The organism is Kribbella sp. NPDC051770 (assembly GCF_040681455.1).
Classification (GTDB): Bacteria; Actinomycetota; Actinomycetes; order Propionibacteriales; family Kribbellaceae; genus Kribbella.
The window spans coordinates 236,290-256,914 of the sequence record NZ_JBFAYT010000006.1; the positions used below are offsets into that span (position 1 = coordinate 236,290).

Genomic DNA, 20,625 nt, shown 5'->3' on the forward strand with positions numbered 1-20,625 from the left:
ACCTCTGGAGCCCGGATGCCCGACATCGCGATCGTCCCCGCACCGCGTGAGCTCGTCGTCGACGACGGCGCCTGGATCAGCGCCGACCCGGCCGCCGAAGCGGTCCGGACCGTCGTCGAGAACCTCGGCGCGACCGAGTACCGGATCGACGTCACCGCCGACGGTGCCCGGCTGTCGGCCGGCTCCGAGGACGCGCTGCGCTGGGCGGAGACGACGTACCGGCAGCTGCTCGACGCCGCCGAGCCGGCCGCCGACGGCCAGGTCTCGGTGCCGGCCGTCCGGATCGCCGACGCGCCGCGGTTCGGCTGGCGCGGGATGATGCTCGACGTCTCCCGGCACTTCATGCCCAAGGACTTCGTGCTCAAGGTCGTCGACGTGGTCGCCCTGCACCGGATGAACGTGCTGCACCTGCACCTCACCGACGACCAGGGCTGGCGGGTCGAGATCGAGGCCTACCCGAAGCTGACCGAGGTCGGCGGCTGGCGGCCGGAGTCGATGGTCGGCAAGATGTCGCACGGCCAGACCGAGTTCACCTACGACGGTCAGCGGCACGGCGGCTTCTACACCAAGGACGACCTGCGCGAGATCGTCGCGTACGCCGCCGAGCGCGGCATCACGATCGTCCCCGAGATCGACCTGCCCGGTCACATGCAGGCCGCGATCGCGGCGTACCCGGAGCTCGGCAACCACCCCGACACCCAGCTCGGGGTCCGGCAGATCTGGGGCATCAGCGACGACGTGCTGAACGTCAACGACGCGACGGTCGAGTTCGTGAAGACCGTGCTGCGCGAGGTCCTCGAGATCTTCCCCGGCCCGTACATCCACCTCGGTGGCGACGAGTGCCCGGACGTGCAGTGGCGCGAGTCCGACGACGCGCAGAAGCGGCAGGCCGAGCTCGGGCTGACCGACGCGAGCCAGCTCCAGGGCTGGTTCACCGCGCAGGTCGCCGAGGTGCTCACCGAGCAGGGCCGGCGGCTGGTCGGCTGGGACGAGATGGTCGAGACCGACTGCCCGAAGGACGCCGTGATCATGGCCTGGCGCAGCGCGCAGCGCGGCGAGGTCGCGGCCAAGGCCGGGCACGACGTGGTGATGTCGCCGTGCGAGTCGGTGTACTTCGACTACTACCAGGGCGACCCGGACACCGAACCGCTGGCGATCGGCGGGTTCATCCCGCTGGAGAAGGTCTACGACTTCGAGGTGGTGCCCGAAGGGCTCACCGAGGAGGAGCAGGCGCGGATCATCGGCACCCAGTGCAACGTGTGGACCGAGTACATGGAGGGCCCGGAGCAGGTCGGCTACATGCTGCTGCCGCGGCTGTCGGCCGTCGCCGAGCGGGCCTGGGGTTCGCCGAAGGCGTCGTACGACGAGTTCCTGACGCGGCTGCGGCCGCACCTGGCGCGGATCGAGGCGCTGGGTGTGAACTACCGACCGCTGGACTGAGGTACCTGAAGAGATAACAAAATCCGCCCCCGCTGCGTTAGCAGGTATAGACGCGCCCGGCTCCACCCGACGACGATGAGTCGTCGGTGGAGCCCGGGTCGGAGCGGAGGATCTATGACCGCGGTGGGACCGCTCGACGCCATGTTCCTGCTCGGCGAGACGCGCGAGCAGGCCATGCACGTCGGTGGGCTGATGCTGTTCGAGCTGCCCGAGGGTGCCGGGCGGGACCACGTGTTTCCCGACGGTGGGCGGGACTTCCTGGCCGGGTTGTACCAGGAGATGGTCGCCGGGGAGACGGTCAGTCCGCTGTTCGCGAGGCGGGTGCGGAACCGGGCGGTGGATCTCGGGTACTGGTCGTGGGAGACCGATCAGGAGATCGATCTCGAGTACCACGTGCGGTTGTCCGGGCTCGCGAGGCCGGGGCGGTTTCGGGAGCTGTTCGAGCTGACTTCGAGGCTGCACGGGACGCTGCTGGATCGGCATCGGCCGTTGTGGGAGCTGCACCTGATCGAAGGCGTCGAGGGTCGGCGGTTCGCGGTGTACTGCAAGGTGCATCACGCGCTGCTCGACGGGGTGAGTGCGCTCAGGCTGATGCAGGCGTCGCTGACCACCGACCCGACGAGGACGGGGATGCCTGCGCCGTTCGCGCTGCCGGAGGCCGACAGATTTGAAGACTCTCCAGGTGTGTTGGCTCGGGCGGGGAGTGCGGTCGGCGGAGTTGGTCGCTTCGTCGCCGATCTGGCCGGGCTGTCGCCGGTCGGGCTCAAGACCGCCGTCCACTCGCTCGCGGTCGAGCACTCGCCGGTCGCCTTCCAGGCGCCACGGACGATCTTCAACCAGCCGATCACCGGCGCCCGGCGGTTCGCCGCGCAGTCGTGGCCGATGGAACGGCTGGAGAAGGTCCGCGTGATCACCGGCGCGACGCTGAACGACGTGATGCTGGCGATGTGCGGCGGCGCGCTCCGGGCGTACCTGGAGGAGCAGAACGCCCTTCCCGACAAGGGATTGACGGCGATGGTCCCGGTCTCACTGCGCTCCACCAAGGGTCAGGGGCCGGGCGGCGGCAACTCGCTGGCCACGATGATCGCCGACCTCGCCACCGACGAGCGCGACCCCGAACGCCGGATCCGCCGCGTGATGGAGTCGACCAGCTACGGCAAGAGCGTCCTGTCCGAGCTGAGCCCGCTGCAGAACCTGATGATCGGCGCCCTCGGCCTCGGCTCGGCTGGTCCCGCCGCCGTGCTGCCCGGGCTGGCCGGGCGCACGCCGCCGCCGTACAACGTGGTGATCAGCAACATCCCCGGGCCCGCCGAGAGCCCGCTGTACTGGAACCAGTCGAGGCTGCTCGGGACCTATCCCGCGTCGATCGTGCTGAACGGCCAAGCGCTGAACATCAGCGTCACCAGCTACGACCACCAGTTGCACTTCGGCCTGACCGGCTGCCGCCGCACGGTGCCACACCTGCAGCGCTTGCTGAGTCATCTGGAGACAGCCCTGCAGGAGCTGGAACGCCTCTAGAGCAAGCGGGGGATCAGCTCGCGCTCGCCGCCAGCGGTGACCTGCCAGGCGCGAGCCTCGGGGAGCACCGACACGACCTCGTGCAGCTCGCCGTCCACGTAGTGCAGCCCGACGCCGTCCTCGGTCGCGTACCCGGCCGACAAGGTGCCATCGGCAACAAATCGACGGTACGCCGTACGCCGCGGCTGGTCGCCGAGGTCGTCGTGCACGCCGTTGCTCCACGGCAGCCAGCCGAGGCAGTTGCCGTAGGCATCCAAAATCGCCGGAGAACGAGTCGGTCACGCCGCCGCGGTGCCAGCACAGGCTGCCCGCGCTCTGGCCGGCGAGTACGACGCCGCGCTCGTAGCACTCGCGCAGGATCTCGTCGACGCCGTGCGCGCGCCAGAGCGCCATCAGGTTGACCACGCTGCCGCCGCCGACCCAGATCACGTCCTGGGCCAGCAGTTCGTCGCGGGACAGGCTCGGGCGGGGGAAGAGCGTGAAGACCGAGGTCTCCACCGAAGGGTCGCCGCCGTAGGTGTCGGTGAACCACTGCACGGCCGCGGGGTGGTCGCCCTCGGCGGTGGGTAGGAAGCAGAATCTGGGCTTGGCGACACCCGCGAGCGAGATCGCGTGCTCGATCAGGCGCAGGGTCCGCGAGCGGTCGCCGACGAGGACGCCGGAGACGGCGAGGATCTGACGCGCCGGGCGACCCGCCGCGGGCGGCGGGTCCGGGGCGATCACAACCGGACGATGCCGTTCGGGGTCTGGAAGACCGCCGCGTTCAACCCAGGCTGGCCGTTCGGGCCCACCCAGGCGACGTCCAGGTCGTCCAGCAGGTGGTCTGCCGGGTGGCCGATCCAGTCCGTCACGCGGGTCGGGTCGCCGGCGATCTCCAGGGCGGTGAGCTTGATGCCCTTGCCGCCGACCGACGGGTGCTGACCCAGGTCGTCCCAGTGGATGAAGAACGGGAGCTGTGGGTCCGCGATCAGGCCCTTGACGCCGATCTGGCGCCAGGTGATGTTCGCGCCGTCGGGGCGGTGGCGGTTGCCGGGGACGGCGTCGCGGCCGAGGCGCTTCTCCATCCGTTCCATGTCGCGGACGGCGACCACCCAGCCGAGCCAGCCGCCGCCGAGCTCCTTGCGGGCGCGCACGGCCTGGCCGAACGGCGCCTTGTCCGACGCCGGGTGGTCGAGCACGTCGACCACCTCGATGTAGCGGTCGTTCTCCAGCGGGAGAATGTGGTTGACGGTCCCGAACCGCGGATGCACGCCACCGTCGACGAAGTCCGCCCCCAGCAGCGCGGACAACCGCTCGACCGTGGCGCGGTACCCGTCGGGTCCGGCCGCGTACGACAGATGATCCAAGCGCATGTCAGTCATTCTGGGCCCCACCGTCGACATCCGCCGATCCGGGGTGTCGCAGCAAAGGGCACCCTTACCTGAATCGCCCAGGCCGAAGAGGCAGGCTCGGGGCATGCGAACAGTCGTCATCGGAGGCACCGGCCACATCGGCACCTACCTCGTCCCGGGCCTCGTCCGGGCCGGTCACGAGGTCGTCGTCATCACCCGCGGCACCCGTACGCCGTACAGCTCCAGCGGGGAGTGGAGCCAGGTCGAGCTGGTCCACGCCGACCGCGACAGCGAAGATGCCGCGGGCACCTTCGCGCAGCGGGTGGCCGACCTCGGGCCGGACGTCGTGGTGGACCTGATCTCCTTCACCGAGGACAGCGCCCGGCAGCTCGCCGAGGCGCTGAACGGCACGATCCAGCACCTGCTGCACTGCGGCACGATCTGGGTGCACGGGCCGAGCGCCCAGGTCCCCACCCGTGAGGACACCCCGCGCCGCCCGTTCGGCGAGTACGGCGTACGGAAGGCCGCGATCGAGACCTACCTGCTCGACCAGGCCCGTCGCCACGGCCTGCCCGCGACCGTGATCCACCCCGGCCACATCAGCGGGCCGGGCTGGGCCCCGATCAACCCGGCCGGTCACCTCGACCTGAGCGTGTTCAGCAAGCTTGCCCAGGGCGCCGAACTGACGCTGCCGAACTTCGGCCTGGAGACCATCCAGCACGTGCACGCCGCCGACGTCGCCGGGATCTTCCTGGCCGCGATCGCGAACCGTTCCGTCGCGGTCGGCGAGAGCTTCCACGCCGTCGCCGAGGGCGCCATGACGCTGCGCGGGTACGCCGAGGGCGTCGCGGCCCACTTCGGTCAGGAGGCGAACCTCGCCTTCCTCCCGTTCGAGCAGTGGAAGGCGACGGTCGACGAGCGCAGCGCCCAGGCGACGTACGACCACATCGCGCACAGCCCGCACTGCTCGATGGACAAGGCCGCGCGGCTGCTCGGTTTCCGGCCGCGCTACTCCGCGCTGGAGACCACGCTCGAGGCGATCGACTGGCTGGTCGCCAACGGCAAGCTCAGCTGAGGTTGGAGGCGGGGTGCGGCAGCAACGGCCGCGCGGCCTCCAGGTGCCGCCGGCAGTACTCCGCCAGTACGTCGTACGCCTTGAGCCCCATCAGCGTCTGCAGCTCGACCTTGCTCGACTCGAAGACCGCCTCGACGCCGATGTGGGCCTCGGTGTTGCCGGTGCAGTACCAGTCGAGGTCGTGCCCGCCCGGGCCCCAGCCGCGGCGGTCGTACTCACCGATCCCGACCTCCGTGTACGACGTACCGTCGGGCCGCTCCACGTCGCGGAACGTGCGCCGGATCGGCAGCTGCCAGCACACGTCCGGCTTGGTCTCGACGAAGTGCACGCCCTGCTTGAGCGCCAGCCCGTGCAGCGCGCAGCCGGCGCCGCCCTCGAAACCCGGACGGTTCAGGAAGATGCAGGCGCCGTCCCAGACCCGGGTCTTGCGGTCGCCGTCGTCGTCGGTCTCGACCCAGCCGTTCGCCTTGCCCTCCTTGCGGAACTGCCAGTCCTCCTTGCCGAGCTGCTTGACGTAGCCCTTGACCCGCTTCTCGTCGTCCTCGTCGGAGAAGTGCGCGCCGAGCGTGCAGCAGCCGTCGTTCGGGCGGCCCTTGTAGATGCCGCGGCAGCCGCCGCCGAAGATGCAGGTCCAGTTGGACGTCAGCCAGGTCAGGTCGCAGCGGAACACCTGGTCGGCGTCGTCGGGGTCGACGAACTCGACGTAGGCACGGGGGAAATCGAGAGAAACCTCAGGCACCCGAAAAGCGTACGCGCACCGCTACCGATCTCCGGCATCCGACAGCCGGTGCAGCACTTGCGTTCTGCCTGCCGGACGGTAGGTGACAGGTCAGATCCCGTCCAAGACGCGACTGGCCGAAGGAAGGTCTGGACGACCGTCCAGTAGCGTGGTGGTCATGCGGCTCGGCGTACTAGACGTAGGTTCCAACACCGTCCACCTGCTCGTGGTGGACGCGCACCGTGGTGCCGCGCCGCTGCCGGCGTACTCGCACAAGACCGAGCTGCGGCTGGCCGAGCACCTCGACAAGTCCGGCAACATCGACCAGTCCGGTGCCGACGACCTGGCCGCCTTCGTCCAGGAAGCCGCGGAGCTGGCCGAGGACAAGGGCTGCGAGTCCGTGCTCGCGTTCGCGACCTCCGCGCTGCGCGAGGCGCCGAACGGGCTGACCGTGATCGAGCGGGTCCGCGCCGAGACCGGTGTCGACCTGCAGGTGCTCAGCGGGCACGACGAGGCGCGGCTGACCTTCCTCGCCGTACGCCGGTGGTTCGGCTGGTCGTCGGGACGGCTGGCCGTGTTCGACATCGGTGGTGGCTCGCTGGAGATCGCGGCCGGGTCCGACGAGGAGCCGACGATCGCCGTGTCGGTGCCGCTCGGTGCCGGCCGGCTGACCCGCGAGGGGCTGACCAGCGACCCGCCGGACAAGGACGAGGTCCGGGCCCTGCGCAAGCGGATCCGGGTCGAGATGGCCGCGGTCGCCGGCGACGTGCTGCGCGCGGGTCGCCCGCAGCGCGCGGTCGCGACCAGCAAGACGTTCCGGTCGCTGGCCCGGATCTGCGGGGCGGCGCCGTCCGACGACGGCCCGTACGTCGCCCGCTCGCTGCAGCGCGACGACCTGACCGAGTGGGTGCCGAAGCTGATCGCGATGACCGCCGCCGAGCGGGCCGACCTGCCCGGTGTCTCGGTCGGGCGGTCCACCCAGCTGGTCGCGGGCGCGCTGGTGGCCGACGCGGTGATGGACCTGTTCGACGTGCAGTCGCTCGAGGTCTGCCCGTGGGCGCTGCGCGAAGGCGTCATCCTGAACCGGCTGGACCAGCTGCAACCCCGATGAACTCCCACGAAGGCACTCACCGATGAGCACCCGTACGGCCGCGAAGATCGGCCTGTCCACCGCGTCCGTCTACCCCGAGTCGACCGCGAGCGCGTTCGAGCTGTCCGCCCGGCTCGGGTACGACGGGGTGGAGGTGATGGTCGGGATCGACCCGCTGAGCACGCAGATCGACGCGATCAAGCGGCTGGTCGACTACCACCAGCTGCCGGTGCTCGCGATCCACGCGCCCTGCCTGCTGATCACGCAGCGGGTCTGGGGGACCGACCCGTGGGGCAAGCTGGAGCGGTCGGCCGAGGCGGCCAAGGACCTCGGCGCGGACGTCGTCGTCGTACACCCTCCGTTCCGCTGGCAGCGCGACTACGCGCGCGGGTTCGTCGAGGGGATCGCGCGGCTGGAGCAGGACAGCGGGATCGTCTTCGCGGTCGAGAACATGTACCCGTGGCGCGCGCCGGGCAAGGGCCTGCAGGCGTACGCGCCGAGCTGGGACCCGACCGAGCAGACCTACGCGCACACCACGCTCGACCTGTCGCACTCGTCGACCGCCGAGCAGGACTGCGTCGAGCTGGCCGCGACGATGGGCCGCACGCTCAAGCACGTCCACCTCACCGACGGCACCGGCTCGGCCAAGGACGAGCACCTGGTCCCCGGCCGCGGCACGCAGCGCGCCGCGGATCTCCTGCAGGGCCTGGCGAACCAGGACTTCCGCGGGCACATCATCATCGAGATCAACACCCGCCGCGCCGCCACCCGCTCCGAGCGCGAGGTCGACCTGATCGAGTCGCTGGAGTTCACCCGCAAGCACTTCGTCCGCACCCCCGCCGCCCCCCGTCACACCGGCTTCGCCGTCACCCCGGACGGCGAGGTCTCGGAGCTGACTCCGTGAGCCCGAAGAAGTCCGCGCCTTCTCACCTCTCTGCTCTTCCCTCTGACGGGGATCAGGGCGCGGGCGGCCGGGGACGCCGGCCGGGTGGCCCGGACACCCGGGGCGAGATTCTCGCGGCAGCCCGAGAATCCTTTGCCGGCAACGGCTTTGCGGCGACCTCGATGCGCGGCGTCGCTCGTGCGGCCGGTGTCGATGCGGCGCTGGTCCACCACTACTTCGACAGCAAGGACGAACTCTTCGTCGAAGCCATGGCCCTCCCGATCGACCCCCGGCAGGTCGCCGCCACCGTGCTCGACGGCCCGCGCGACGAGCTCGGCGTACGGATCGTCACGGTCTTCCTCACCGTCTGGGAATCACCCGACGGGCAGCAGCGCATGAAGGCCTTCCTGCGCAGCGTCGTCTCCAGCGACCAGGTCGCCCAGCTCATGCGCGACGGGATCAGCCGCCTGATCCTCGTCCCCGTCTCGGAAGCGATCGGCGGCGAGGACGCCCGCCTGCGCGTCTCGCTGGTCGCGTCCCAGCTGATCGGCATGGCCCTCACCCGCTACCTGCTCGAGCTGGAGCCGATCGCCTCCGCCCCGATGCCGACCCTGGTCGAGCGGATCGCGCCCGTCCTCCAGCAGTACCTCACCGACTGACCCCACACCCTCTTGCCAACATCTGCGGATCGTCCTAAATTCATCACATGATGAAAAACGCGGTGCAGTGCCGGGACGTGGTCGTCGTCCGCGGCGACCGTGAGGTGCTGCACGGGATCAGCACCGACCTCGCGACCGGCTCGGTGACCGGCCTGCTCGGCCCGTCCGGCTGCGGCAAGACCACGCTGATCCGCGCGATCGTCGGCCTGCAGGCCAACGTCACCGGCGACGTCCAGGTCCTCGGCCTGCCCGCCGGCGCCGCCAAGCTGCGCGGCCGGATCGGCTACGTCACCCAGGAACCCAGCGTGTACGGCGACCTGACGGTGACCGAGAACCTCCGCTTCTTCGCCGCCGTCCTCGGCGTCGACGCGTCCGACGTCGAGCGGGTCATCGACGCCGTCGACCTCTCGACGCATGCCGGAGCCCGCGTCGACCAGCTCTCCGGCGGTCAGCGCTCCCGCGCCTCACTCGCCGCCGCCCTGCTCGGCAACCCGGAGCTGCTCGTCCTGGACGAGCCGACCGTCGGCCTCGACCCGGTCCTGCGGCGCGACCTCTGGGACCTCTTCCACCGCCTGGCCGACGGCGGTGCGACGCTGCTGGTGTCGAGCCACGTGATGGACGAGGCGAGCCGCTGCGACCGCCTGCTGCTGATGCGCGACGGCGAGCTGCTCGCCGACGACACTCCTGGCGCGCTGCTCGCGGCCGCCGGTACGGACGACATCGAGCAGGCTTCCTGACGCTGATCGACCGGAAAGCAGGTGCCCGATGAGCAGCGCGATCGTCCGGTCCGGGGGTGCCCGATGACGCCCCGCGTCACCTTCGCCGTCGCCGCGCGCGTGCTGGCCCAGCTGCGCCGCGACCACCGGACCGTCGCCATGCTCGTCGTCCTGCCCGCGCTGCTGGTCAGCCTGATGTGGTGGATGTTCACCGACTCGCCGACCACCTTCGACCGGGTCGGCGGCCCGCTGCTCGCGGTGTTCCCGGCGATCATCATGTTCATCGTGACCTCGGTCGCGACGCTGCGGGAGCGCTCGACCGGGACGCTCGCGCGGCTGTTCACGATGCCGATGGGCAAGCTCGACTTCCTGCTCGACTACGCGCTGGCGTTCGCGCTGATCGCGGTCGTCCAGGCCGCCGTGGTGGTCTCGATCTCCTTGTACGCCTTGGATCTCGACATCCGCGGCGCCGCCTGGCAGCTCGGCGTGGTCGCCGTACTCGACGGTGTCCTCGGTACGGCGCTCGGCCTGTTCGCGAGCGCGTTCGCGGCGACGGAGTTCCAGGCGGTGCAGATGATGCCGGCGGTGATGATCCCGCAGATCCTGCTCTGCGGCCTGCTGGTCCCGCGCGAGCAGCTGCCCGGCGTCCTGCGGGCGGTGAGCGACGTGCTGCCGCTCTCGTACGCCGTCGACGCGGTCGCCGGAGTTGCCGCGGGCAACGGCTTCGGGGCCGGCGCCGGCCTGGACGCGCTGGTGGTGGCGGCCTTCATCGTGGGCGCCCTCGGCCTCGGCGCGGCGACCCTCAAGCGCCGGACGGCCTGAGCAGCGGACGCCCACCACCCACTAACCCCCTCTCGCCGGGAGGTGCCCCGCCTGAGCGCCGGGCAGGAGGAGGGGTTAGTGGGTGATGGGCGTCCGCGTTCGCCGGAGATGGGCCCCCGGCGAGGGATCATGGGGGCATGCGCATCTTCAAACGGCGGCGGTCGGTCGACCCGATCGAGAGCTTCTGGGGCTGGTGGACCACCTCCGGTGCCGAGGAGATCGCCGCCGCGATCGCGCGGAAGGACCCCGCCTCCACCTCCGCCGTACTGGCCCAGCACGTCAACGCCATCCACGGCGGCCTCGACTGGGAGCTCGGGCCCGGCCTGCACGCCAAGCACACGCTCGTCGTCACCGCCGCCGGTGACCCCGCGACCCGCGCGGTCGCCCGCCGCTGGCTGCGCGCGGCCCCGCCGTCGGACGAGTTCTGGGAGTACGCCGACCTGCGCCGGCCCTCGCCGGAGGTGACGATCCAGTTCGACGGGATGCCGCCGGTAGCGTCCGAGCAAGCCGTGGTCGCGATCGACCCGGACGAGCGCGCCGCGGCCGTGCACGTCGGCGTACACCATCCTGTTTTCGCGCAGCTGTCGGAGGACGCCCAGCGCCGGGTGACGTTCCTGCTGCTCGACCTGTCGCTGGGCGAGGAGATGACCGAGACCTGGATCGGCGCCGTCGAGACGCTGGTCGCGCCGCCGCCCGACGGGCAGCCGATCGCCGAGCTGCTGCCCGCGGTCGCGAAGTTCGCCGCCGGGTTCACCACCGAGGACGGTGACCCGACCTGGCGTCTGCTCGAGGGGGTCGTCGACGGCCACCGCCTGATCGCGACCACCGAGGTCCCGCTGCGCTCGATCCGGCTGCCGCACCTGGACACCCACGTCGGCGTCACCATCGCGTACCCCGCGGGCCGCGAGGACGGCCTGCCCGACGCCGAGATGCTCGACCAGCTCCGCGACCTCGAGGACCACCTCACCAACCGCCTCGGCGACTCCGGTCGTCTGCTGGCCCACGAGACGATCGCCGGAGCCCGCACGTTGCACTACTACGTCGACGGCAGCACGCCGGCGCCGGCCCAGCTCCAGGCTGCGACGACCGGCTGGCCGCACGGCGAGGTCTCGCTGACCACGACTCCCGACCCGGGCTGGCACAACCTCAACCACCTGGGCAGCTGAATCGAGCCGCGCAACAGACCCCAGCGCAGCGTCCGAAGAAGGGCAATGCGTCCGAAGAAGGGTGCGCTACAGCCTCGGCTTCTTCGGACGCATGCGGTTTCTTCGGACGCTGGAGGCCAGGTGTGGCAGAGTCGGACCACTCGGCGTACTGGTGTGGTCCGGGCCACACGATTAGGGGCCGTCCGGTTCAGGCGCGTAGCCTGCTGACACCCCTGGCATACGGGGCCAGGGGGCGATGAGGAGGAACACGAGTGCTTCGGCGAGTCCTGCTGGGCGTGTCCCGCAGTCCCCAGATCAAGAAGGCTGTCTCGTCGTTGCCGGTCTCCAGCGGCATCGTCGCCCGGTTCGTCGCCGGTGAGACCGCTCCGGAGGCCGTGCTGGCCACCGAGAAGCTGGTCAGCAACGGCCTGAACGTGACGCTCGACCATCTCGGTGAGGACACCACCGACCTGGCCGCCGCGACCGCCACCGCGGACGCGTACCTGGAGCTGCTCAAGCAGCTGGGAGAGGCCGGTCTGACCCAGAACGCCGAGGTCTCGGTGAAGCTGTCCGCCGTCGGCCAGGCACTGCCCGGCGACGGCGAGAAGATCGCGCTGGAGAACGCCCGGACGATCTGCCTGGCCGCGCGCAACGCCGGGACGACGGTCACGCTCGACATGGAGGACCACACCACCACGGACTCGACGCTGGGCATCCTGCGCGAGCTGCGGCAGGACTTCCCCGAGACCGGCGCCGTGCTGCAGGCCTACCTGCGCCGGACCGAGGGCGACTGCGTCGACCTGGCCCACGCCGGTTCCCGGGTGCGGCTGTGCAAGGGCGCCTACAAGGAGCCCGAGTCGGTGGCGTTCCAGCACAAGCAGGCCGTCGACAAGGCCTACGTGCGGGCGCTGAAGATCCTGATGAACGGCGACGGCTACCCGATGGTCGCCTCCCACGACCCGCGGCTGATCGCGATCGCCGGCTCGCTGGCCGACCGGGCCAACCGCGCCCCGGACAGCTACGAGTACCAGATGCTCTACGGCATCCGCCCCGAGGAGCAGCTCCGGCTGTCCCGCGAGGGCAACACGGTCCGCGTCTACATCCCGTACGGCGAGGACTGGTACGGCTACCTGGTCCGCCGGCTGGCCGAGCGCCCGGCGAACCTGCAGTTCTTCGCCCGGTCGCTGATCAGCAAGAAGTGAGCAGTTCCCCACATTCCATCGGCCGGCCCGCGTTCCGCCTTTAGGGTGGGTCCCTTCCGATCTGGGGAGGGCCTGATCGTGACGGTCGCTGGAACCGGGGAACCGCCGTCGCCCGCGGGAGCGCGGACGATCGACGAGCTGAGCGTGCGGCTGCGCCGGCTGCAGAGCTGGTCCGGAGTGTCGTTCCGGGAGCTGCACCGCCGCGTGCTGCGCTCGCGGCAGGAGCGGGGGATCGCCGAGCTCCCGGCGTACAACACGGTCTACCGCTGCCTGCTGCCCGGGCGGAGCCGGCTGGACGTCGAGCTGGTCGTCGACATCGCCCGTGCGCTGCTCACCGACCAGGCGCGGGTTGCCGAGTGGCGGCAGGTCCACCAGGTCGTCTCCGGGCTGGCGGCGGAGGCTGCAGTGGTCCGGGTCGCCGACGTGGTCGGCGGCGGGACTGGGGTGTTCGTCGGCCGGACCGACACGGTCTCTGAGACGCTGGCGGAAGTCAGCAGCGCGGAGACCCGGCTGGTGCTGGTCGACGGCATGCCGGGGGTCGGCAAGACCACCCTGGCCGAGCACCTCGCCGGCCAGCTGATCGGCGACGCCGAGGTGCAGCTGTCGGTCAACCTGCGCGGCTACGATCCGGACCGCCCGCCTGCCGACCCGGCTGCGGTGCTGGACGGCTTCCTCCGGCACCTGGGTGTCGCGGGCAGCCGGATCCACGGGCTCGGGCTGGCGGCGAGAGCCGGGCTGTTCCGGGAGCTGCTGGGTGACCGGCGGGCCGTCGTACTGCTGGACAACGCTGCGTCCGAGGACCAGTTGCAGCCGCTACTCGTGGAGAGCCCGAGCTGCGTGACGCTGGTGACGAGCCGCCGCCGGATGGCAGGTCCCGAGTACGCCGTACGAGTGCACCTGGACGTGTTCGAGCCGGAGGAGTCCGCGCTGCTGCTCGGTGCCACGGCGCCGGAGGTGAAGGCGCAGCTCGCTGACGCCGTCGGGCACCTGCCGCTCGCGCTGGCCCTGCTGGCGGCGCGGATGAAGGCGCAGCCGTCCTGGTCGGCGGAGGACCACCTGGAGCGGCTGCTGGAGCACCAGTCCCGGCTGCGGCTGGACGACGGTGTAGCGGCGGCGCTGTCGATGTCGTACCAAGCACTCGAGCCCGCTAGCCAGCGGATGCTGCGGCTGCTCACCCTGCACCCCGGGCGCGACCTGGACGTGCAGGCAGCGGCTGCGCTGACCGGTGTCCCTTCTGAGACCGCGCTGGAGGACCTGGTCGCAGCGAGCTTGTTGAGGAAGAGCGGCGCTCGCTACGAGCTCCACGACCTCGTCCGCGTCTTCGCCCTCGACCGCGTCAGCGACGAGGAGCCCGCCCCCGTACGCCGGGCAGCCGTGGCCCAGCTGCTCGCCCACTACCGATCGCTGGTCGCAGCAGCCGCCTCGGCGTACGCGCCGGTCGACCGGAACCAGCTGGACATGCTGCGCGACCACCCGGCGGACACGTTCGCCGGTCTGGCCGACGCGCAGGAATGGCTCGACACCGAGCGGCACAACCTGATCGCCACCGCCCTGGCCGCGCGCGAGCTCGGGCACCCGTCGTACGCGACCGACCTGTCGATGATCCTGCAGCGCTACCTGGACACCGCCGCGTTCTACGACGACGCGGTCGCGCTGCACCGGGAGGCGGTGAGCTGCGCGGAGACCGATCGCCTGCGCGGGCGCTCGTACAACAACCTCGGCTGCACCTACTGGCGCCTCGGCCGGTACGTCGACGCCCGCGACGCCTACCAGCAGGCGCTCGAGGTGGCCCGCCGGATCGGTCACCCCGGCGGTGAGGCCTGCAGCGTGGTGAACATCGGCATGTGCAACCGGCGGCTCGGCGGGTACGCCGACGCGATCGCCCTGGCCGAGCAGGCGCTCGCGCTGTTCGATGCCAGCGGCAACAAATCCGGAACCGCCACCGCGCTGGCCGAGCTGGGCTGGTCGAAGCTGCGGCTCGGGCTGACCGGACCGGCGCTGGAGCACTTCCGGCAGGGGCTCGCGGTCAGCCGGGAGCTGGGGGAGCGGAGCCGCGACCAGGCGGAGGCGCTGACCAACGTGGCGGAGGCGAGCGCGGTGCTCGGGCTGCGAGCTGAAGCGTTGCTGGGGTTCCGGGCCGCTGTCGACCACGCGCGGCGGCTGGCGGCGCCGCTGCCGGAGGCGGAGGCACTGAATGGTCTCGGCCGGTTGCACCGGGCCGCTGGGCAGATCGACGAGGCCCTGGCGCGGCACGACGAGGCGCTGCGGCTCGCCGTACAGGTGGGGAGTCTGCCGGTGACGCTGGAGGTCGCCAACGACTACGGCTTCGCGCTGACCAGAGCCGGCCGGTACGCCGATGGCATGCACCGGCACCAGTACGTGCTGTCCGAGGCGCACCGGATCGACGACCGGTACGAGGTCGGCCGTGCCTGCGCCGGGATCGGCGAGATCCTCGCGGCGCAAGGGCTGACGGCCGCGGCGACGGACTTCTGGTGGCGCGCGTACACGGCGTTCCTCGACCTCGGCTGCCCGGAGGCCGCCGTGGTCGGGAGCCGGCTGGCGACGGCCGGGCACCGGACCGTCCGGCGGCGCCAACTCCCGTCCGCCTGACCGCACGTCACCGCCGGCTCCCGTCCGCCTGACCCGCGAAGCGCCAGGCGGACGGGAGATCAGGTCAGCAGCGGGCGCCGTTGGAGGTGCTGTACCACGGCGAGTACGCGCTCACCCGGTTCAGCGTCCCGTTGGACTTCTTCTCGTACAGGAAGAAGCGCACGCAGGTGCCCTCGCGGTGGTCGTACTTGCACTCCTTCCACCCGTCGGCCGCGGCCGGAGCCGCGCAGTCGCGCTCCTTGCCGTAGTTGGTGTCGACACCGGCGACCGCGGTCCAGCCGTTCGCGTCGAGGTCGACCACCCACTGGTCGTCGCCGTCCCACTGGAAGCAGGTGGCGGCCCAGCTGGTGTAGATCCCGACGCACCCGGCCGGCGGCGCCGCCGCGGCGACCATCCGATCGGCCCCGACAACCTTGACGGCCTCACCGGACTGGGCGGCATCACGCAGGTCGACCGGCGCCGGAGCAGCACTCGCCGTGCTGGCCGCACCGGCCCCGATCAGCATGACGCCGGCGGCAACAGCGAGAACGCGCTTCGTAGTCCCAAGCAACTTCAACATTCAGAACGACCTTTCGGGCGGAGGTTGTACTGTCCCCCTCACTCTGTGTGAAGGCCCGGTAGCCCGTCCGCCTTTTCGATCGAACTCGATCACCAGCCGACGGAGGCTGGGGTGCCGTCGGTGCGTGGCATGGGGTCTCCTTTCGGCAGGGCGGTTGCCGCAGCAGCTTCCGTCCCACGCAGTGGGCACGACCCGGATTTCGATCAAAGTCGAACGGCTAGCCTGAGCGCATGAGTGCGAACGGGCAGGTGGCGATTCTCGGAGCCGGGGTGATGGGGGAGACCCTGTTGTCGGGTCTGTTGCGGGCCGGGCGGCGACCGGCGGAGCTGCTGATCACCGAGCGGCGCGAGGAGCGGGCGGCGGAGCTGCGGGAGCGGTACGGCGTGGACGTGGTGACCAACGTCGAGGCGGCCGCGAAGGCGGACACGCTCGTCCTGGTCGTCAAGCCGCAGGACATGCCGGAGCTGCTCAAGGAGATCGCCCCCGCGGTGCGGCCGGAGCAGACTGTCGTCTCGCTGGCGGCGGGGATCACCACCGGGTTCGTCGAGTCGCGGCTGCCCGAGGGCGTCGCGGTGGTCCGGGTCATGCCGAACACCCCGGCCCTGGTCGACGAGGGGATGGCGGCGATCTCCCGTGGCGCGCACTGCGACGAGAGCCACCTGGTGCTGGCCGAGGGCCTGCTCGCCGCGACCGGGAAGGTCGTGCGGGTCCCGGAGAAGCAGCAGGACGCGGTGACCGCGATCAGCGGCTCCGGACCGGCGTACATCTTCTTCGTCGTCGAGGCGATGATCGAGGCCGGCGTGCACATGGGCCTGCCGCGCGGTACGGCAACCGAGCTGGTCGTGCAGACCGTCGCGGGGTCGGCGAAGCTGCTCCGCGAGACCGGTGAGCACCCGACCGTCCTGCGCGAGCGCGTCACCTCACCGGGCGGTACGACGGCCGCCGCGGTCCGCGAGCTGGAGGACCACAAGGTCCGCGCCGCGTTCCTGTCCGCGATCGAGGCGGCCCGCAACCGCTCGCGCGACCTCGCCGCCGAGTAACGCGGCGAACCTGCGCCACGGAGCACGAGTAACGCCGTACGGCGCCTCACCGTTAGTGTTGTCGTCGCGGTTTCCTGCCACTTCAAGGATGAGACGACTATGGTCCCGGCCATGAACAACCATTCGGTGGACCCGGCCGCCACGGCTCCGGCCGCCGGGCGGCTGCCCGCGCTGCCGTGGCGGGTCCCGCTCGACCGTGCGCCGTGGTGGGCCTGGGCGCTGTTCGTCCTGCCGTTCGTCGCGGTCCCGGTGCTGAACTCCTGGCTCTGGATGGGCGCTCGCGACTTCCTCGCGGTCGGCCTGTTCACGCTGATCGGCGCCTCGGTGGTCCGGGTCGCGGGCGGCGTCGTGCTGTACAAGGTCGAGATCACCGAGGCCACGCTGAAGGCCCGGACCAGCCTGCTGGTGCGCAGCCTGGCCTGGCAGGACGTCGACCGGGTCGAGGTCGTCGACGGGTCGGTGGTGCTCGGCTCGGGCCGCGACGAGAACGAGATCAACGGCATCACCAAGGGCCGCACCGACGAGGTCGCCGGCGTGATCGAGGCGGCCCGGGAAGCAGCTGCCGACCGGCCGGTCCGCCGGTCGCGCCCCCGTCCTGGCCTCGGGGTGGTATTGGTACTGACATACCTGGTGCTGTCGGTGGGTGCGTTCCTGGTTCGCTGGCACATGATCTGAAAGGTGCAGCGATGCTGGGACTGCCCGCGGGGGTCACGGTCTGCCTGTTCGACCTCGACGGCGTACTGACCGACACCGCGGCGGTACACGCCGCGGCCTGGAAGGAGATGTTCGACGCGTTCCTGTCCGATCGCGGCGGCAGCCCGTTCACCGACGAGGACTACGAGCAGTACGTCGACGGCAAGCCGCGCACCGACGGCGTCCGCGACTTCCTCGCCTCCCGCGACATCACGCTGCCCGAGGGCGACCCGGACGACCCGATGTCGGCCAACACCGTGAACGGCCTCGGCAACCGGAAGAACGACGCGGTCCAGCGCAAGATCCGCACCGACGGTGTCCGCGTCTTCGAGGGCTCCCGCCGCTACCTGCAGGCCGCGCAGCAAGCCGGCCTGCGCCGCGCGGTCGTCTCGTCGAGCGCGAACACGGCCGAGGTGCTGGAGGTGACCGGCCTGGCCCAGTACGTCGAGCTGCGCGTCGACGGGGTCACCATCCGGGAGCAGCACCTGCACGGCAAACCGGCGCCCGACACCTTCCTCGCCGCCGCGAAACAGCTCGGTGTCGAGCCGTCCCAGGCGGTCGTCTTCGAGGACGCCCTGGCCGGTGTCGAGGCCGGAAAGGCCGGCGGTTTCGGGTACGTCGTCGGCGTCGACCGGGTCGGCCAGGCCGATGCCCTGAGCAAGCACGGCGCGAGCGTCGTCGTACAGGACCTGGCCGAACTGCTGGACGGGGAAGCGAAATGACCGAGCGCGCCGCCGAGCACCCGATCGAGCCCTGGTCGCTGCGCGAGACCGGGCTGGACCTCGACCGGATGGCCCAGTCGGAGTCGCTGTTCGCGCTGTCCAACGGCCACATCGGCCTGCGCGGCAACTTCGACGAGGGCGAGCCGTACGCGATCCCCGGCACCTACCTGAACTCCTTCTACGAGCGCCGCCCGCTCCCGTACGCCGAAGCCGGCTACGGCTACCCCGAGTCCGGTCAGACCCTGGTCGACGTCACCAACGGCAAGCTGATCCGGCTGCTGGTCGACGACTCGCCGTTCGACGTCCGGTACGGCGAGCTGCACAGCCACGAGCGGGTCCTCGACTTCCGCGCCGGCCTGCTGCAGCGCGACGCCGACTGGACGTCCCCGGCCGGGAAGCGGGTCAGGATCCGCTCCCGCCGGATGGTGTCGCTGACCCAGCGCGCGATCGCCGCGATCGAGTACGTCGTAGAGGCGGTCGACCAGCCGACCCGGATCGTGATCCAGTCCGAGCTGGTCGCGAACGAGTCCCAGCCGCGGCTGTCCGACGACCCGCGGGTCTCGGCGGTGCTGGAGAACCCGCTGCAACCGGTCTCGCGGCACGGCGACGACGAGGACGTCGTCCTGGTGCACCGGACCTGCCAGAGCAACCAGCTGATGGCGGCCGGGATGGCGCACGAGGTCGACACCACCGTCCGCACCAAGATCGACCTGGACATTCGGGAGAACTGGGCCCGCAACACCGTGATCTGCGAGCTGCAGCCGGGCGAGAAACTGCGGGTCGTCAAGTACGTCGCGTACGGCTGGTCGAGCCTGCGGTCGGAGACGGCGATCGCGGACCAGGTCGCGGCGGCCCTGGCCAGCGCGCAGTTCTCCGGCTGGGACGGGCTGGTCAAGCAGCAGAAGGAGTTCCTGGACGACTTCTGGGACGCCGCCGACGTCGAGGTCCACGGCCACGCCGAGCTCCAGCAGGCGGTCCGGTTCGCGCTCTTCCACGTGCTGCAGGCCGGTGCGCGGGCCGAGCGGCGGGCGATCCCGTCGAAGGGGCTGACCGGCGCCGGGTACGACGGCCACACGTTCTGGGACACCGAGGGCTTCGTGCTCCCGGTGCTCACCTACACGATCCCGGACGCCGCCGCCGACGCGCTGCGCTGGCGGCACTCGATCCTCGAGCAGGCCAAGGAGCGGGCCGGCGTACTGGGGTTGAAGGGCGCGGCGTTCCCGTGGCGGACGATCCGTGGGCAGGAGTGCTCCGGTTACTGGCCGGCCGGGACGGCGGCGTTCCACCTGAACGCCGACATCGCCGAGGCGGTGACCCGGTACTACTGCGCGACCCTCGACGAGCGGTTCATGACCGACGTCGGCGTCGAGTTGCTGGTCGAGACCGCGCGGCTGTGGATCTCGCTCGGGCACCACGACCGCGACGGCCGCTGGCACCTGCCCGGCGTGACCGGCCCGGACGAGTACAGCGCCGTTGCCGACGACAACGTGTTCACCAACCTGATGGCGGCCCGGAACCTGCGCGCCGCGGCGTCGTACGCGGCCAAGTACCCGGCCAAGGCGCGCGAGCTGGGGGTCGACTCCGAGGAGGAGGCCGCCTGGCGGGACGCGGCCGGCGCCGTCTACGTCCCGTACGACGAGAAGCTCGGCGTGCACCCGCAGTCCGAGGGCTTCACCGGGTACGCCGAGTGGGACTTCGAGGGGTACAAGGACCGATACCCGTTGCTCCTGCACGCGCCGTACTTCGAGCTGTACCGCCGCCAGGTGGTGAAGCAGGCCGACCTGATGCTGGCGACGTACTGGTGCGGTGACGCGTTCACGCCCGAGCAGAAGGCGCGCGACTTCGACTACTACGAGCGGCTGACCGTCCGGGACTCGTCGCTGTCCGCGTGCGTCCAGGCGGTCGCGGCGGCCGAGGTCGGGCACCTCGACCTGGCCTACGACTACGCCTACGAGGCGGCCCTGATCGACCTGCTCGACCTGCATCACAACACCGGCGACGGGCTGCACATGGCGTCGCTGGCCGGCGCCTGGATGGCGCTGGTCGCGGGCTTCGGCGGTCTGCGCGAGAAGGACGGCTGGATGAGCTTCGACCCGGCGCTGCCGGACGGGCTCGACGGCCTGGTCTTCCGGGTCCGCTGGCGCGGGGTCCGGCTCCGCGTCGAGGTCCAGCACCACCAGGTCACGTACGCCGTCCACGACGGACCCGACGCGCGGATCAGCTTCCTGCACGCCGGGGAGGAGGTCGTGGTGACCGCGGACCAGCCGGTCACCAAGCCGCTGAAGAAGCGCAAGCCGCTGCTGCCCCGCCCGCCGCAGCCGGTCGGCCGCGAGCCGATGTCGGCGGTCACGAAGCACCCGAAGGAGAACCGCGAGAAGCACCTGGCCGGGGAGGCATAGGGT

At 71.0% G+C, this 20,625-nt stretch carries 19 protein-coding genes and 1 pseudogene; 15 read left to right on the forward strand and 5 right to left on the reverse strand.

From position 1 onward, the window contains the following. Window positions 1–15 precede the first annotated feature (15 nt). Together AB0M01_RS21445 and AB0M01_RS21450 are read left to right on the forward strand one after the other, a co-directional pair. On the forward strand, window positions 16–1,440 hold the full coding sequence (locus AB0M01_RS21445) for a beta-N-acetylhexosaminidase (RefSeq protein ID WP_363672038.1): 1,425 nt from the start codon (window positions 16–18) through the stop codon (window positions 1,438–1,440). 114 nt (window positions 1,441–1,554) lie between these two features. Further along, entirely contained in the window at window positions 1,555–2,958 is a 1,404-nt protein-coding gene (locus AB0M01_RS21450; RefSeq protein WP_363672040.1) for a wax ester/triacylglycerol synthase family O-acyltransferase, read from the forward strand. On the opposite strand, the gene AB0M01_RS21455 is transcribed toward AB0M01_RS21450, so the two are convergent. From AB0M01_RS21455 to AB0M01_RS21465, 3 genes and pseudogenes are all read right to left on the reverse strand, one after another. Then, window positions 2,955–3,215, reverse strand: coding sequence for a hypothetical protein (locus AB0M01_RS21455; protein ID WP_363672042.1), 261 nt, complete (start codon window positions 3,213–3,215; stop codon window positions 2,955–2,957). The genes AB0M01_RS21450 and AB0M01_RS21455 overlap by 4 nt on opposite strands. Before the next feature lie 19 nt (window positions 3,216–3,234). Next, a pseudogene (locus AB0M01_RS21460) lies at window positions 3,235–3,681 on the reverse strand (Type 1 glutamine amidotransferase-like domain-containing protein); the annotation flags it as partial. Beyond that, window positions 3,678–4,310: a VOC family protein gene (locus AB0M01_RS21465; protein ID WP_363672044.1), complete on the reverse strand. Its 633-nt coding sequence runs from the start codon at window positions 4,308–4,310 to the stop codon at window positions 3,678–3,680. The gene AB0M01_RS21465 and the pseudogene AB0M01_RS21460, both read right to left, overlap by 4 nt. Before the next feature lie 103 nt (window positions 4,311–4,413). Here AB0M01_RS21465 and AB0M01_RS21470 point away from each other — a divergent pair, with 103 nt between their 5' ends. After that, entirely contained in the window at window positions 4,414–5,364 is a 951-nt protein-coding gene (locus AB0M01_RS21470; RefSeq protein ID WP_363672046.1) for an NAD-dependent epimerase/dehydratase family protein, read from the forward strand. Here AB0M01_RS21470 and AB0M01_RS21475 read toward each other — a convergent pair. Next, complete coding sequence (locus tag AB0M01_RS21475) at window positions 5,357–6,103, reverse strand: hypothetical protein (RefSeq protein ID WP_363672048.1); 747 nt, start codon at window positions 6,101–6,103, stop codon at window positions 5,357–5,359. The genes AB0M01_RS21470 and AB0M01_RS21475 overlap by 8 nt on opposite strands. Before the next feature lie 157 nt (window positions 6,104–6,260). Between AB0M01_RS21475 and AB0M01_RS21480 the strand changes: the two genes are divergently transcribed. The 8 genes from AB0M01_RS21480 (at window position 6,261) to AB0M01_RS21515 (ending at window position 15,209) form a co-directional block, all read left to right on the forward strand. Further along, a complete protein-coding gene (locus AB0M01_RS21480) occupies window positions 6,261–7,193 on the forward strand; it encodes a Ppx/GppA phosphatase family protein (protein ID WP_363672050.1) in 933 nt (310 codons plus the stop codon). 22 nt (window positions 7,194–7,215) lie between these two features. Next, entirely contained in the window at window positions 7,216–8,076 is an 861-nt protein-coding gene (locus AB0M01_RS21485) for a sugar phosphate isomerase/epimerase family protein (protein WP_363672052.1), read from the forward strand. Window positions 8,077–8,183: 107 nt separating this feature from the next. After that, the gene (locus AB0M01_RS21490; RefSeq protein WP_363672540.1) at window positions 8,184–8,714 is read left to right on the forward strand and encodes a TetR family transcriptional regulator; all 531 of its coding nucleotides are present in this window, start codon (window positions 8,184–8,186) and stop codon (window positions 8,712–8,714) included. 47 nt (window positions 8,715–8,761) lie between these two features. Beyond that, window positions 8,762–9,451 (forward strand): ABC transporter ATP-binding protein, encoded by a 690-nt coding sequence (locus tag AB0M01_RS21495; RefSeq protein ID WP_363672054.1) that lies wholly within the window; start codon window positions 8,762–8,764, stop codon window positions 9,449–9,451. A gap of 63 nt (window positions 9,452–9,514) precedes the next feature. Next, a complete protein-coding gene (locus AB0M01_RS21500; RefSeq protein ID WP_363672056.1) occupies window positions 9,515–10,252 on the forward strand; it encodes an ABC transporter permease in 738 nt (245 codons plus the stop codon). A gap of 137 nt (window positions 10,253–10,389) precedes the next feature. Further along, complete coding sequence (locus AB0M01_RS21505; RefSeq protein WP_363672058.1) at window positions 10,390–11,418, forward strand: DUF695 domain-containing protein; 1,029 nt, start codon at window positions 10,390–10,392, stop codon at window positions 11,416–11,418. Between the two features lie 251 nt (window positions 11,419–11,669). Beyond that, window positions 11,670–12,599 (forward strand): proline dehydrogenase family protein, encoded by a 930-nt coding sequence (locus AB0M01_RS21510; RefSeq protein WP_363672060.1) that lies wholly within the window; start codon window positions 11,670–11,672, stop codon window positions 12,597–12,599. A gap of 78 nt (window positions 12,600–12,677) precedes the next feature. Next, complete coding sequence (locus tag AB0M01_RS21515) at window positions 12,678–15,209, forward strand: tetratricopeptide repeat protein (RefSeq protein WP_363672062.1); 2,532 nt, start codon at window positions 12,678–12,680, stop codon at window positions 15,207–15,209. Between the two features lie 64 nt (window positions 15,210–15,273). Here the strand turns inward: AB0M01_RS21515 and AB0M01_RS21520 are convergent, their stop codons facing one another. Then, on the reverse strand, window positions 15,274–15,768 hold the full coding sequence (locus AB0M01_RS21520) for a hypothetical protein (protein WP_363672064.1): 495 nt from the start codon (window positions 15,766–15,768) through the stop codon (window positions 15,274–15,276). A 230-nt stretch (window positions 15,769–15,998) separates the two neighbouring features. Here AB0M01_RS21520 and proC point away from each other — a divergent pair, with 230 nt between their 5' ends. The 4 genes from proC to AB0M01_RS21540 all read left to right on the forward strand — a co-directional run bounded on the left by proC (window position 15,999) and on the right by AB0M01_RS21540 (window position 20,622). Continuing rightward, entirely contained in the window at window positions 15,999–16,808 is an 810-nt protein-coding gene (gene proC, locus AB0M01_RS21525) for a pyrroline-5-carboxylate reductase (protein ID WP_363672066.1), read from the forward strand. Between the two features lie 111 nt (window positions 16,809–16,919). After that, window positions 16,920–17,483 carry a hypothetical protein gene (locus AB0M01_RS21530; RefSeq protein ID WP_363672068.1) on the forward strand — a complete coding sequence of 188 codons (564 nt, stop codon included), beginning with the start codon at window positions 16,920–16,922 and terminating at the stop codon, window positions 17,481–17,483. Between the two features lie 11 nt (window positions 17,484–17,494). After that, the gene (locus AB0M01_RS21535) at window positions 17,495–18,223 is read left to right on the forward strand and encodes a beta-phosphoglucomutase family hydrolase (protein WP_363672070.1); all 729 of its coding nucleotides are present in this window, start codon (window positions 17,495–17,497) and stop codon (window positions 18,221–18,223) included. Continuing rightward, window positions 18,220–20,622, forward strand: a complete 2,403-nt coding sequence (locus AB0M01_RS21540) for a glycoside hydrolase family 65 protein (RefSeq protein ID WP_363672071.1) — start codon at window positions 18,220–18,222, stop codon at window positions 20,620–20,622. The genes AB0M01_RS21535 and AB0M01_RS21540 overlap by 4 nt, the downstream gene beginning before the upstream one ends. Window positions 20,623–20,625 lie beyond the last annotated feature (3 nt).

Coding starts and splice junctions, on each gene's coding strand:
- AB0M01_RS21445 (WP_363672038.1), top strand. CDS start 16: ATGCCCGACATCGCGATCGTCCCCGCACCGCGTGAGCTCGTCGTCGAC.
- AB0M01_RS21450 (WP_363672040.1), top strand. CDS start 1,555: ATGACCGCGGTGGGACCGCTCGACGCCATGTTCCTGCTCGGCGAGACG.
- AB0M01_RS21465 (WP_363672044.1), bottom strand. CDS start 4,310: ATGCGCTTGGATCATCTGTCGTACGCGGCCGGACCCGACGGGTACCGC.
- AB0M01_RS21470 (WP_363672046.1), top strand. CDS start 4,414: ATGCGAACAGTCGTCATCGGAGGCACCGGCCACATCGGCACCTACCTC.
- AB0M01_RS21480 (WP_363672050.1), top strand. CDS start 6,261: ATGCGGCTCGGCGTACTAGACGTAGGTTCCAACACCGTCCACCTGCTC.
- AB0M01_RS21485 (WP_363672052.1), top strand. CDS start 7,216: ATGAGCACCCGTACGGCCGCGAAGATCGGCCTGTCCACCGCGTCCGTC.
- AB0M01_RS21495 (WP_363672054.1), top strand. CDS start 8,762: ATGATGAAAAACGCGGTGCAGTGCCGGGACGTGGTCGTCGTCCGCGGC.
- AB0M01_RS21500 (WP_363672056.1), top strand. CDS start 9,515: ATGACGCCCCGCGTCACCTTCGCCGTCGCCGCGCGCGTGCTGGCCCAG.
- AB0M01_RS21505 (WP_363672058.1), top strand. CDS start 10,390: ATGCGCATCTTCAAACGGCGGCGGTCGGTCGACCCGATCGAGAGCTTC.
- AB0M01_RS21520 (WP_363672064.1), bottom strand. CDS start 15,768: ATGTTGAAGTTGCTTGGGACTACGAAGCGCGTTCTCGCTGTTGCCGCC.
- proC (WP_363672066.1), top strand. CDS start 15,999: ATGAGTGCGAACGGGCAGGTGGCGATTCTCGGAGCCGGGGTGATGGGG.
- AB0M01_RS21530 (WP_363672068.1), top strand. CDS start 16,920: ATGAACAACCATTCGGTGGACCCGGCCGCCACGGCTCCGGCCGCCGGG.
- AB0M01_RS21535 (WP_363672070.1), top strand. CDS start 17,495: ATGCTGGGACTGCCCGCGGGGGTCACGGTCTGCCTGTTCGACCTCGAC.
- AB0M01_RS21540 (WP_363672071.1), top strand. CDS start 18,220: ATGACCGAGCGCGCCGCCGAGCACCCGATCGAGCCCTGGTCGCTGCGC.